The organism is Pseudomonas sp. NS1(2017) (assembly GCF_002269425.1).
Classification (GTDB): Bacteria; Pseudomonadota; Gammaproteobacteria; order Pseudomonadales; family Pseudomonadaceae; genus Aquipseudomonas; species Aquipseudomonas reactans.
Genome location: NZ_CP022960.1, coordinates 260,664 through 271,648, shown reverse-complemented (window position 1 = coordinate 271,648; position 10,985 = coordinate 260,664). Strand labels below are relative to the sequence as shown.

The 10,985-nt window shown below is 57.9% G+C and carries 15 protein-coding genes; 1 reads left to right on the top strand and 14 read right to left on the bottom strand.

The window, feature by feature from the left end; genetic code table 11:
- Nucleotides 1-3: 3 nt before the first annotated feature.
- The 3 genes from CI807_RS01350 to CI807_RS01340 are packed head-to-tail and all read right to left on the bottom strand — an operon-like array spanning nucleotide 4 to nucleotide 964.
- On the bottom strand, nucleotides 4-375 hold the full coding sequence (locus tag CI807_RS01350; protein WP_016978883.1) for a TIGR03745 family integrating conjugative element membrane protein: 372 nt from the start codon (nucleotides 373-375) through the stop codon (nucleotides 4-6).
- A 17-nt stretch (nucleotides 376-392) separates the two neighbouring features.
- Nucleotides 393-632 carry a TIGR03758 family integrating conjugative element protein gene (locus CI807_RS01345; RefSeq protein WP_016978882.1) on the bottom strand — a complete coding sequence of 80 codons (240 nt, stop codon included), beginning with the start codon at nucleotides 630-632 and terminating at the stop codon, nucleotides 393-395.
- Nucleotides 629-964 carry an RAQPRD family integrative conjugative element protein gene (locus CI807_RS01340; RefSeq protein ID WP_025999942.1) on the bottom strand — a complete coding sequence of 112 codons (336 nt, stop codon included), beginning with the start codon at nucleotides 962-964 and terminating at the stop codon, nucleotides 629-631. The genes CI807_RS01345 and CI807_RS01340 overlap by 4 nt, the downstream gene beginning before the upstream one ends.
- 282 nt (nucleotides 965-1,246) lie before the next feature.
- Between CI807_RS01340 and CI807_RS01335 the strand changes: the two genes are divergently transcribed.
- On the top strand, nucleotides 1,247-1,828 hold the full coding sequence (locus CI807_RS01335; protein WP_025999941.1) for a YniB family protein: 582 nt from the start codon (nucleotides 1,247-1,249) through the stop codon (nucleotides 1,826-1,828).
- Between the two features lie 20 nt (nucleotides 1,829-1,848).
- On the opposite strand, the gene CI807_RS01330 is transcribed toward CI807_RS01335, so the two are convergent.
- The 11 genes from CI807_RS01330 to CI807_RS01280 all read right to left on the bottom strand — a co-directional run bounded on the left by CI807_RS01330 (nucleotide 1,849) and on the right by CI807_RS01280 (nucleotide 10,171).
- A complete protein-coding gene (locus CI807_RS01330; RefSeq protein ID WP_038848945.1) occupies nucleotides 1,849-2,580 on the bottom strand; it encodes a TIGR03747 family integrating conjugative element membrane protein in 732 nt (243 codons plus the stop codon).
- 85 nt (nucleotides 2,581-2,665) lie between these two features.
- Nucleotides 2,666-4,771 (bottom strand): type IV conjugative transfer system coupling protein TraD, encoded by a 2,106-nt coding sequence (gene traD, locus CI807_RS01325; protein WP_016978878.1) that lies wholly within the window; start codon nucleotides 4,769-4,771, stop codon nucleotides 2,666-2,668.
- Between the two features lie 8 nt (nucleotides 4,772-4,779).
- Nucleotides 4,780-5,295, bottom strand: coding sequence for an integrating conjugative element protein (locus CI807_RS01320; protein ID WP_025999940.1), 516 nt, complete (start codon nucleotides 5,293-5,295; stop codon nucleotides 4,780-4,782).
- Entirely contained in the window at nucleotides 5,292-5,840 is a 549-nt protein-coding gene (locus tag CI807_RS01315) for a lytic transglycosylase (RefSeq protein WP_016978876.1), read from the bottom strand. The genes CI807_RS01320 and CI807_RS01315 overlap by 4 nt, the downstream gene beginning before the upstream one ends.
- Entirely contained in the window at nucleotides 5,822-6,541 is a 720-nt protein-coding gene (locus tag CI807_RS01310) for a TIGR03759 family integrating conjugative element protein (protein ID WP_016978875.1), read from the bottom strand. The genes CI807_RS01315 and CI807_RS01310 overlap by 19 nt, the downstream gene beginning before the upstream one ends.
- A 9-nt stretch (nucleotides 6,542-6,550) precedes the next feature.
- On the bottom strand, nucleotides 6,551-7,222 hold the full coding sequence (locus tag CI807_RS01305) for a hypothetical protein (RefSeq protein WP_016978874.1): 672 nt from the start codon (nucleotides 7,220-7,222) through the stop codon (nucleotides 6,551-6,553).
- Nucleotides 7,219-7,761: a PilL N-terminal domain-containing protein gene (locus tag CI807_RS01300; protein WP_016978872.1), complete on the bottom strand. Its 543-nt coding sequence runs from the start codon at nucleotides 7,759-7,761 to the stop codon at nucleotides 7,219-7,221. Before CI807_RS01300 ends, CI807_RS01305 begins: the two co-directional genes overlap by 4 nt.
- Before the next feature lie 106 nt (nucleotides 7,762-7,867).
- Complete coding sequence (locus CI807_RS01295) at nucleotides 7,868-8,614, bottom strand: hypothetical protein (protein WP_016978871.1); 747 nt, start codon at nucleotides 8,612-8,614, stop codon at nucleotides 7,868-7,870.
- Nucleotides 8,615-8,666: 52 nt separating this feature from the next.
- Nucleotides 8,667-9,161, bottom strand: a complete 495-nt coding sequence (gene radC, locus CI807_RS01290) for a DNA repair protein RadC (protein ID WP_016978870.1) — start codon at nucleotides 9,159-9,161, stop codon at nucleotides 8,667-8,669.
- A gap of 99 nt (nucleotides 9,162-9,260) precedes the next feature.
- Nucleotides 9,261-9,518 (bottom strand): hypothetical protein, encoded by a 258-nt coding sequence (locus CI807_RS01285; protein WP_016978869.1) that lies wholly within the window; start codon nucleotides 9,516-9,518, stop codon nucleotides 9,261-9,263.
- A 71-nt stretch (nucleotides 9,519-9,589) separates the two neighbouring features.
- Nucleotides 9,590-10,171, bottom strand: a complete 582-nt coding sequence (locus tag CI807_RS01280; RefSeq protein WP_016978868.1) for an STY4534 family ICE replication protein — start codon at nucleotides 10,169-10,171, stop codon at nucleotides 9,590-9,592.
- Nucleotides 10,172-10,985: the final 814 nt, after the last annotated feature.

The window sequence follows — 10,985 nt, the reverse complement described above, 5'->3', positions numbered from 1 at the left end:
ACCTCACAGAATCGCGGCAGCCTTGGTCAGGAACCAGATGATGATCACCACCAACAGAGCACCGATACCGACCACCGCACCCAAGTCTTTCCAGGTCTTGCGTTGGTTCTGCACGTCGGCATACACCGTCAGCGAATGCCAGGCCACTCCTAAAAAAGCGAGCAGGGCAATCAGCAGACCGAGCAGGATGCCGCCGTCGTAGGCGTAGTTTTTGATCGTTTCGATCAACCCGGAACCTTCACCACGAGAAGGTGCTTCCATGGTGGGGAGCTCGGCAAAAGCCAGGCTTGGACCGAGCACCAGGAGCAGCCCGATCAAGCGCTGGCTGGCACGATTACGCAGGTTGTTTTTCAGGGGGGCAAGGCACTTGAGCATGATGGTGATCTCCGGTGTTAGGACAGGGTGAAGAACATCAGAACCAGCAAGGCGAGCAGCACGCGGGCGGCGCTGCCGCCGAAGGCTCCAAAGCGCACACTGCCAGTGGCCCAACCTCGGTAAGCCGTCCACATCACCCAGGCACACCAAAGCAACGCCAGAACGAGAACCAGGGACTGCCACAGCGTCGAACTGCTATGCGGCGAGAAGCCGGAAGCGTTTTGAAAGGCAGCGCTCTGCGCGTCGGTCATGCTCATGGCGACGGCTCCGTGGGCGGCGTGTCGAGGCGGTAATCGCCGACTAATTCACTGGGATCTCGGGGCTGAGCGCGGGAGGGAGACAGGTAGCCCTGCACTCCGTGGCGGATGCGTTGGATGTCTTGCGACAGACGGGGATAGTCGAACCGATAGCGCTCGACTGATTCAGCCGTGTTGGCTGTCTCGGCCCGTGTCGCAAGGCGTTCGATAGTGTCGAGTTGCTGCAGAATTAAACTGAACTGATCTTGCTCATGAGTAGAGGCGGCATAGCTGCCCCTATGGAACGTCATCAGTACGACCAGTGGGCAGATTCTGAAAAATTTGGTTGACATGTGGGTAGCCCATTTGGAGATGGAGCCAGCATTCAACTAACCTCCAGGGCTCAGCAGTAAGAAATATGAAACACGCTGCGTCATTTATTTCGACACAGCTCTTTGGGGCACCGTATCGAAGGCTATAAAAACGGAAAAGTGACGCGATTACACTGCAAGCACTGTCTCGATTGCTCATGAAAAACGATCGGTGGCCGTTAACGTTTGATTCCGCTAACAACGTCGCTAGCGGGGCGCAGATAAGCTCCAACGGAATCAGTTAACGAAGAGTGAGTGCAAAGAGTGAACATTCAACAAGCAATTCGGCGGTATCGTATTCGGCAGGGCGTGGGCTTCTCATTGATGGTCTTCGGTGCGTTATTTTATTTTGTCTCGTTGTTGATTTCTCTACACCGTCAAGCGGAGAAACTCGCTGAGTCAGAGATTTTTGGGCATCTGGGTGGGCTGATGCAAAACTTGGTAGCTGATATTTATCAAATCACATCGCCCTTCATCGGTTTTGTATGGAACAACGCGCCTACTCTCAATCAGGAAAAACCACTCAGCTATGGGAATTTGCTGTTTCTCGGGTTGCTGGGTGTGATGATTGTTGGAAAGCAATTGCTGCTTTCAGCTAGACATCTCAGAGGGCGTGTTCAGGCCCAGCTCGAACGTCTTGAGGAGGCCCAGTGGCGCAACTCGATGCAGAATGGAGCCGCAACCCAAGTCAACGCAAACCAGATCGGCCACATCAATTTTTACCAGCAATCAATGCCGCAATCGTCCAACGGTGATTGGTGGCAGCGGCCGTGGGGTATCGTTGGTTTGTCTATCATTGGCGGTTATATCGTCGCAGTGTTGGCTAAATTTACCGGAATGGTTTAGCACGCCAGCAGTGCGCTCTATCAAATGTATTTTTTGAACGTCGCAGCGGTGATAGCGGTTGCTATTCCAAGTATCACTGCACAAGGCAAAAAAACCGCCATGGGGTTGAGCGAAAACGGTAGGGATAGGTAAATAATCCAGGGTACGAGCAGCAGTGGTAATACAGCTCGCTTAGCGCGGTGGTAGACGAAGCTGCTTTCTCGCCCCGCGCCAAATTTGCGAAGGTCGCGGCGTATCAAGCCATCGACAAAGCCAGTGAACATACTCAGCAAGAACAGCGGCAAGGCTAGGACCAGAATTATCAGCCGCACCACAAAGGTGAAGGTGACGTAGACCGCGGCCAGCACGAAATTTTCGATGCTCACGTAGACCTGATTGGCCCAGCTCCAGAAGCCGTTGCCTTGGCTCGATACCCGCGCCTGCCGGGCAAAATCCGCAAATCCAGTCTTGACCAACAGCCACTGATTTAGGAAATCCAGCCACTGGACAATCGCCTGTCCGGGTTGTTGGATGATAAGTGAATATTTGAAGTGTTCGCTGAGCCAGCTCAATTCGCTATTCAGCATGGCTTGGCTGTGCCGCCAGCCCTGATCGCTCCAGAACAGCAGCAAACCGGCGAACTCAATCAGAATCGAGAACAGCAGTGAGGCAACCAGCAAGCCGATGATGCGCAGGACCAGGCTGATGGCCGAGACGATCATCCCCGGATGCTGGATCGGTTGTGGCGGCGTGTTCTGTACGGAAGTCACCATCATTCACTCCATTAGTGCCACATGGCTGATGGCGTTAACGCGCCTTCTGTATATGTTTTGCTGAATCGAAACCATCAGGGTAGGGCTACCCCACCTGATCTAAATCGAAGTTGGGAGTTGGGCCGCCACCACTGGCGCTCCACCACTGCCCCGCCTGCGTGTTGTAGATCGCCCGCATGCGTTGAGTGAGTTCCTGCAGGTCTTTGGGCATGGCGTCGTCATTGGAGGGTTTTGGCAAAGGCATACGGACTTTCCAGAGCTGGCCACCGGCCTGGAAGGAGAACATTTGCCCCTTGGGCAAACTGACGATGTGAGCGGGCTCGATCAACGGCACACTGGTGCTGCTGACGCGATCCTGCGAGGACGAAGTGAAGTCGGTATTGGCCTCAGGATCGGAGGTGTCGGTGGCGCCCGACACTAGGGTTTTGGTCAGCACATTGACCTTGGGTAACTGCTGGGTGAGCAGTTCAGCGGTGGCGGTTTCGCGCACGCGGAGCATCTGCAGGGTGTTGAAATTGCCGATCACCTGGCCGGCCTTGGCGCGGTTACCGATTCGCGCTTCGATATCGCTAAGGGTCTGGGTGTAGGCGGTTACCTGGATACCGGCACCGCCACCCTTGTTGATCAGCGGAATGAACTCATCGCCCATCAACTCGTTGAACTCGTCGGCGTGCAGGTTGATCGGCAACTTGTCACTGTAGTTACCTGATTGGGGCAGGCCATGGTCGACGCCGTGTTTGTAGATGTGTCCGGCGACCGAGACCAAGTCGGCGAACATGGAGTTACCTACGGCGGCAGCGACCTCGGCATCGGTCAGCGCATCCAGGCCGACATAGACGATGCCGCGTTTTCGGATGATCTGCATCCAGTCGAAGATTGGCCGCGGGTCATCCAGGTCGGTGTAGTTAGGAGCCAGTAACTGGGCGGTCTTGCCGGTGGTAAGTTTCTCCAGCAGCGGTAGTAACGAGGCAACGATTTTGTCGAAGTAAGTACGGTCATACCGCACCGCCGAACGCAGTCCGTCCATTACCGGATCAAATACCCGTTTCACCGCCAGGTACTGCTCGATGGCCACCACGCGTTTTTCGCGGCCCACCATATGCCGGGGAATGTTCTTCTCGGTGAGCTTGCCTTCCAGTTGGACGATCACTTCCCAGGCTTTCGGATCGGTTTTGGCGAAAAACTGCTGGGCGTATTCGATGAACAGCGCGTCGATGTTGACAACATGCCGTTGGATTTGCAGGTAGTCCGGGCGCCGGCCTAACTCGATCAGGGCACGGGCGATGATGTTGACGAAACGCCAGGCAAACTCGCGAAAGGCCGCGGAGTTACCTTCGCCGCTGAGCTGCCCGGCGATGCGTGACGCCACTTCCGAGATACGCCCGAAGCGTCCTACCGCATTGTAGCGGGCCGAGATTTCTGGCCACCCCAGATGGAAGACATAAAACTCTTTCTCCCGACCAGCGCGTTTGGCTTCGACGTACATGCGCTTGAGCAGGTCGGCATCGCCCTTCGGATCGAAGACGATGACCACTTCATGTTCGACGCGGTGAATGTCCTGGGTGATGTACACCTCGGCGAGTCGCGTCTTGCCGACACGAGTAGTGCCTAGCACCAGGGTGTGTCCGACCCGTTCGCCCAGCGGCAGACTGACTTCTGTTTCATTGGGCTCGACCCCATGCAACAGCGGCGAGCCACCGACTGGGGGTAAAGGACGTAACGGATTGAAGGCACTGTCCCAAGCGGTGACACGCGCCAATGTAGAGAGAGGAAACGGTACATGCTCCAGACGACGTTCGAGTCCACGGGCCAAGCGGTAACAGGTCGGTTGGTCGACATAGTGGGCGACCGCCGGATCCTGGGCTTCGACCAGGCGCTGGGTGTGCAGGCGGGTCCAGCGAAAGCCGCGGCCCATGAACAGGCGCTTACGGCTAACCGGAACCTGCCGGCTGGTCAGTTCGTAGCGGGGGAGCCGTCGGATATTGCGCCGATAGCGCAGCACCTCCCAGGCTTGTCGCAGGCGGATCAGGCCGAACAGGGTATAGGCCAGCGCCGCAATCAGACCGATCTCCGGTGACAGGGCCACGGCCCAGGGCGAGTACACGCACAACACTGCGGCAGCGACGCAGATCGCTACCGTGTACAGCTCCACCGCTGGCCGCAGCTTGGACTCCATCGCATGCTCGGCCATGACCCGACTCACTGTTCCAATAAGGTGGCGGTGATCAAGACGGGGTAGTGCTCAATCTGCAGGCGGGTGGCGATGTCGTTGCCGTTGACCGGCAGGATGGTGATGTCCGGAGCGGCTGCTCGAATCCGGGCCAAAGCTTCAGTATCGGCCACCTCGACGGCGAGGCCGGCTGCACCCAGTTCCTGCAGTTCAGCCGCGCGTTGACGCAGCCAAGTCAGAGACTGGGGATCGTCACCGACCAGAAAAAATGGCCGCAAGCCCGGCATGTTCAGGGCGCGAGACGTGATCTGGCCGGGGCTCAAGTAGGAGCTGCGGATGGGCAGTATCCAGGCTTCATCGGTAAACGTGGACAGGTCCGCATGCATGGCCCGATCAGGCCGGATCTTGTTGTTGATTGGCGGCCTGGCAACCTGAAAATGGGGTCGGTTGAAGTCGCTAGGCCGATCCCCAGCTACGCTCAGTTCCGGCTGAGCGAACGGTACCAAGAGCAGGGTGCAATAACAGACAACGGAGATTCGCTTCATGGTGGTGTGCCCTGTTCGAAGGAAGTCAGCAGCCGTTCAAGTTGCCGGGAAAAACCTGCGCGGTAATGTGCGGCCGGCGCGCCTCCTGCCGGACGGTGATAACGTCCTGCAGCCAACACCCAATCACCGGTGGTGGCGTGATGCTCCTGCAGCAGCGCGGCGGTCACGGCGAGATTTCGGTAGGGGTCGAGGGCTTCGCAAGGACTGGAAAAACGTTGCCCGTGGTAACCCAGGTTGGTTTGCCCGAGACCGACATCGACCCGCTTGGCATCATGCCGAACGAGCGCCTGAAGCAAGGCGTGACAGGCAGCCTGTCGAGTGGCGAAGCGGTAAGGACCACCGGCGATGTTCAGGGTCCATGGCCAGGGCAGCAGTCGACCACGGACGCGGATACCACTCTCCTGCAGGGCAATCGCGAACAGCACCGTCGAAGGGATGTCGGCGTCATGCGCCGCCAATTGATAGGCAGGAGGCGGGAGCTCCTCGGCCTGAGCCGCCAGCATCGCCAACATCAGCGCAAGACTACTCAGTCGAGGCGTTGCCATTGTCCGTTCACCTGTTGAAATGTGGCAGGCAATGGCCCCGGGGCACCCAGGCTGAACCAGCGACCACGGTCATGGTTCAGGGTGATCTGCCGTCGTTGCATCTTGGCCGGATCGATGTCCGCTTGCCGAGCCCAGCTACGGACGCGTTCATCCTCGCCTTGGCTGCCCACCAGGTAGATATCGAACGCCGTATCACTGTTTTGCAAACGTTGTGCTTCAGCGGTGCATGCAGGGCAGTGGTCCTCCACAAAAAGGGCTGGGCGCGGCGCGACCGATGAGCTGGTAGGGGACGAAGATGCCATGCCTTGGATCGGCAGCAGCCCGGGAAACAGCTTGGTCCAGGCCGCGGTGTAAGCGTTTTGGTAGGCCAATTCACGCTCGGCGCGTTTGGCTTCCAGCGCTACCTGTAATTCGGCATAGCGCTGGCGCTCTTGGTCGGTCTGGGCCTCGACTCCAAGTGCAGTCAACGGATCGAGGTTCGGGCTCCAGAAACCACGCGGGCCGGCTTGGATCTGTTCGAAGCGCGTCCACTCCTGTTCCGTCAACCCCCAGCTCGCAGCCTGTTCAGAGTCAGAGCGTCCCAGGGGCGCGGACTGCGTGTCCTGGAACCGTGACTGTGTCGTGATGGGGTCGCCCATCGCAGCGCCCATGGCCAGTAGCGAAGCGAGATAGACGACGGTGGGCAGTAGCGCTCTGTTCATGATCGTTTCTCAAGGGAGGTGCACGGTCTGGTCTGGCTGAGCGGCCACCGCGAAGATGGCTGAGTTCGGCTCCAGCACTTTCAGGTGCCAGGCTCCGAGCTGCTCGCCGCTATGCAGCAGCCGAACTTCTATGAGAGAGCGACTGTCATGAGGTGCGACTGCCAAAAAACGCTCACCACCACGGGATTCGACCCCCAACACCGAGAACGGTGGCGAGAGCGGGACGGGCTTGGGGCGGGCGGTCTGTTTAGGTTTGGTCGCGGAAGGCGATGGCGGTGGGGGTGATGGCTGGGTCTTGTGCTCCTGGAACTGCTGCTCGACCTGTTCAAGGCGTGCGCGCAGCGCTGTCAGGTCTGCCACGGTGGCGCGGGCTGCCAGACCATCGCGCAGCGCCTGTATTTCTTGCGCCCACTGATCCAGCATGGGATCGAGGGTATTGGCCTGTTGCTCACCAGTATCGACCATCTGCTTCAGGTCTTTCAGCGCGTACTGCAGCTTCTCCTGGGCGTCCTTGAGGGCGCTTGAATCACGTTGCAGGGAGTCCAGAGTTTGTAGGCGTTGGGTGTTTGTGCTCTGTAGTTCGGCCACGCGCTGATACTGGTTATACAAACCACCGCTCAGACCGGCGTCCGCCAGGCAAAGCAGCCCAATGATGAGGGTTTGATACGTTGAGGCTTTCATGGCCGCGTCTCCGATTGATGGGGCACGACGGGTGTGTTCAGCGCGACACCGGCCTCCGTTTTCTGCTGTTCGAAGCAGACCGAACGGCTGACTTCATCGGTCGTGAGTTGCCAAGCGGGGCCAGCCAGCACTTGTAGCGCGCTGCGCAAAGGGATTGGACCAAGCCGGTAATGGGCTGCAGGCAGAGGCCGGGTAAACAGCACCTTCACCGACGCAGTAACAGGGCAAAGCGCATAACCAGAGCGCAGCAGCACGTACTGCAACGCATCCTGCACCGAGGGGTGCAGGCTGGACGGGATGTTCACTTCGATGATTTGGGCAAGAAGATCGCGTTGTTCCGTGGTGGGCTCGGTGCTGACCAGCGTGTAGCGGCCATAACGAAGCTCTGCCGGATGGCTTTCTTCGGCTATGCCCCTCGGGTGCTGGGCCCGATTGGAGCCACTGTCGATCGCTGGATGGGTCGGCAAAGGGTTGGGGATTTGCGCGGTGCAGGCGCTCAACAAACCCAGCAGGCAGACAGGCGTGAAAAAACGCTCCATGGAAAAAACCTCATGTCAGATTCAGTGCAGAACCTGACATGAGGTGAAGGAGCGATTCAGTGAGAAAGTTGATTCAACGTGGGTCGTGTTAACGCTGAACACGTTGCTACTCATCAAAAATGGCGAGCCCATCCAAAACGGCAGCGTCGGGGTCGAAGATCAACAAGCGCACATCCGCCAATGCCGCCAGATACAGTACGTTGACCAAGGCTTCCGGTGTGCCGGCGTCGAGTTGGTCTTGCCGCAGTGATGAGTAAGGACGGCCCTCGATCTTTACTAAGTTATCGTCGGTCCAGGGCGTGCCGATCAGTTTGCAACCTATGCCTGAGCAATCATGCAGTGTAAAAAACTCGAACAAGAGGCCGGTTTGCCTCGGAGCGGAGTGACTGATCCACCCCTCCAGATAAAGCATCGCTTCTTCAGGAAGGTGTGCGGTACTGATCTCCCAGGCTCGACTGTAGTGTCCCGTTTCGAAGCTCAAGCGATGGACCATGGCTTGTGCCTCTTCCAGGGAGTACAGATCACCGAGGTGATGCCGCTCGTTGAGCATTTCTCCCGTCACAGCGTAGATTACTTGGCGCACTAGCCCGGTGGACTGGCAGCGTTCATCCAAATCATCCGAAATGGATTGGCCTTCGCTGATCACGGCGAAATCGTCATTGAACAGGCAGGGGAACAGCTGCAGCTCGTCGTCGGGCAGATGGGCCTGTGCGTCGTGTACGGGTCGACAGCAGGGAGGACAGTCGTCTTCGTAGGTGATCAGTAGCAGCCGTTCGATATGAAGGTTGTCGTAACCGCGAGCAAATGGGTTGGAGGCCGTCAGCAGGGCTGCAGCTTGGTGTGTGGGGTTCATGAAGGTTCTCCAGAATGATAATGGACAAGGCGCCCGAAGACGCCTGTGAGGGTTAAAGCCAGCCATGTTCGGCAAGAGAAAGTGGACGACCTTCACCCACGATGAAGTGATCCAGTACGCGCACTTCGATCAAGGCCAAGACCTCTTTCAGCCGTGCCGTCAAGACGTGATCCGCCTGGCTGGGTTCTGTACACCCCGAAGGGTGGTTGTGCACAAAAATGGCCGCCGCAGCGTTATGCGCTAGGGAACGCTTAACGACTTGGCGGGGGTAAACGCTGGCGCCATCAATGCTGCCGTGAAAGAGGGCTTCGAACGCCAACACCCGGTGCTTGGCATCGAGAAATATCACACCGAAGACTTCATGCTCTTGTTGCACAAGATGCAGCTTTAGGTATGAAGCCACGGCGTCAGGCGACGTCAGGTTAGGGCCGCGGGCGAACAGCCGACGATCCAGAATATGCAGTGCTTCGTCGATGACCTGGTTTTCTTGGACGATACGATTAGCCTCGAAATCCGAGGTCTCAATCAGAGTGAGTGGGGTGCTCATGGTGGTACCTCCGAAGGGAACAATCGGGGGTACACGCCCGAGGGGAGTGGTATCCCCGAGGTAGGTATAGAGTTGTGGGCGTTAGCAGGTGACGCGCTGTTACAGCCGCGTGAATCGGTAGCGTTGACCGTGTAGGTGTGAACCACAACCGTCGCAGGGCAATGGGGAAAAGGCTTTTATTCCCCAGCCGGTTTCGGGATCGAAGTCGGCACTGATGGGCATTAACCGAACCAGTCCACGATGGATACCGGCGATGCGTTTCTCGATTTCATCCGTCGTGTAGTAGAGCGATAACGTGCTGTAGTCCTCGTAAGCAGCCGCGAACAGGCAGTCGTCGCAAAGCCAGAAGGATTCCATGTTGGTTCTCCTGTGCTGATTGAAGAAAAGGCGCTCGAGGGAGCGCCTTGATGAGGAACATCGTGGGCCGTTCAGACGGACTGATCGGTACGGGAGGCATCACGGCGGGCCGTGCGGGGAGCGGGTGGAGAGTCAGGTTCTACCTGGGCCTCAGTTGTGCTTTCGATCTCCTCAGCTTCGGCTTCGGCCGACGTTGGGGATGGCTCACTGTTTGGCGCCTGCTCAGCAGGTGCTGTTGCTTCCTGCCTGGCGGGTGCTTTGTACTCGAGCGTGCCGCTGACCTTGATCCAGTCGATGAACAGCAAACGACCTTTCAGGCTGGCGCCCGGTTGGCCTTGTTTATCGCCTTTCTCGTAGAGAAACGGATCGATCCACAGATCGCCGATACGGAACGACAGCAAGACCTTTTTCTCGGCTTTGACGGCGTCCATATAGAGACGAATCAAGCGTTCAGCTTCACCCCCAGCGACTTTGCAGTCGAAACGGGTGTACTCCACCGCATCGGTGGCTCCGTGCAGTGCGGCGATATCGCAGGCCATGAAGGGTTGGCCGCGGCGGACCTGTACTTCACGAACACGATTGAGGTAGCCGATACCGACGGTGTGAAGGTTGAAGTAAGTGGTCGCTTCTTGGGAGTGGTTGGCGTGGGCCATGGTGGTTCTCCTGTTTCAAGGGAAAACGGCGACGCACAATCCCTAACAGGGAAGTGAGCCCCCGTCAGGGTGGGTAAGGTGAAGGTGAGCAATGAACGACTCGCTACCGGCAAGCCGATGACGATCCGAACGATGCGTCTGGAGGAATAGCTGTGCAGCAGAGGAGCGTCTGCGGTGGTGATCCGCAGGCATGGGTAGTGGGCATTCATCACCGCTGAAGCGGTAATCGCGCGAGCTTCCGAACGCTGATCGCACTTGGGTAAACCACCACGAACGTGGCGTAGCCTTGAAGGTTCAAGCTACCTGGGCTGGGCTGTCAACGACAGCGAACCACGCCCTTTATATAAGCCTGTCACAGGGGAGCGTCAAGGCGCTGCCACCCGATTTTTTACGCCTGGAATACGGTAGCAGTCACTGGAATGAAAAAATGAAGAGTAGGCCTGGCGAGGCGCCAGGCGAGGAACAGAAAAGCCACCTTTGACGGTCTTACGCAGTCACAAGCTCCTCGCAAAACTTGGTTTAACTGCGCGATGATTCGCCAACCGACCCTTGTCGTGGCCTGGGTCGGAACATGCTGGCACGCATCCGCGCACAAAGGGTGCCCCGTGTTTCCCCGGTGGGCTCCGGGACTGAATACGATCGCCGAAGCGGATGACCGCTATTGCCGGGTAGAGGCAACAGCGGTCATCCGCCACCACGATCAGGTCGAGCACAAAACGGGAATTAAATTCCGCAGAAAAGAAGGCTCCGAACTCTAGGAGTCCAACCGAGCTGCCCGGAGCGATTCGGTCTTGGGTCGCCGTTGGCGATGATC

What these genes read in the sequence shown, in the direction of transcription:
- CI807_RS01350 (WP_016978883.1), bottom strand. Translation starts at nt 375, where the DNA reads ATGCTCAAGTGCCTTGCCCCCCTGAAAAACAACCTGCGTAATCGTGCC.
- CI807_RS01345 (WP_016978882.1), bottom strand. Translation starts at nt 632, where the DNA reads ATGAGCATGACCGACGCGCAGAGCGCTGCCTTTCAAAACGCTTCCGGC.
- CI807_RS01340 (WP_025999942.1), bottom strand. Translation starts at nt 964, where the DNA reads ATGTCAACCAAATTTTTCAGAATCTGCCCACTGGTCGTACTGATGACG.
- CI807_RS01330 (WP_038848945.1), bottom strand. Translation starts at nt 2,580, where the DNA reads ATGGTGACTTCCGTACAGAACACGCCGCCACAACCGATCCAGCATCCG.
- traD (WP_016978878.1), bottom strand. Translation starts at nt 4,771, where the DNA reads ATGGCCGAGCATGCGATGGAGTCCAAGCTGCGGCCAGCGGTGGAGCTG.
- CI807_RS01320 (WP_025999940.1), bottom strand. Translation starts at nt 5,295, where the DNA reads ATGAAGCGAATCTCCGTTGTCTGTTATTGCACCCTGCTCTTGGTACCG.
- CI807_RS01315 (WP_016978876.1), bottom strand. Translation starts at nt 5,840, where the DNA reads ATGGCAACGCCTCGACTGAGTAGTCTTGCGCTGATGTTGGCGATGCTG.
- CI807_RS01310 (WP_016978875.1), bottom strand. Translation starts at nt 6,541, where the DNA reads ATGAACAGAGCGCTACTGCCCACCGTCGTCTATCTCGCTTCGCTACTG.
- CI807_RS01305 (WP_016978874.1), bottom strand. Translation starts at nt 7,222, where the DNA reads ATGAAAGCCTCAACGTATCAAACCCTCATCATTGGGCTGCTTTGCCTG.
- CI807_RS01300 (WP_016978872.1), bottom strand. Translation starts at nt 7,761, where the DNA reads ATGGAGCGTTTTTTCACGCCTGTCTGCCTGCTGGGTTTGTTGAGCGCC.
- CI807_RS01295 (WP_016978871.1), bottom strand. Translation starts at nt 8,614, where the DNA reads ATGAACCCCACACACCAAGCTGCAGCCCTGCTGACGGCCTCCAACCCA.
- radC (WP_016978870.1), bottom strand. Translation starts at nt 9,161, where the DNA reads ATGAGCACCCCACTCACTCTGATTGAGACCTCGGATTTCGAGGCTAAT.
- CI807_RS01285 (WP_016978869.1), bottom strand. Translation starts at nt 9,518, where the DNA reads ATGGAATCCTTCTGGCTTTGCGACGACTGCCTGTTCGCGGCTGCTTAC.
- CI807_RS01280 (WP_016978868.1), bottom strand. Translation starts at nt 10,171, where the DNA reads ATGGCCCACGCCAACCACTCCCAAGAAGCGACCACTTACTTCAACCTT.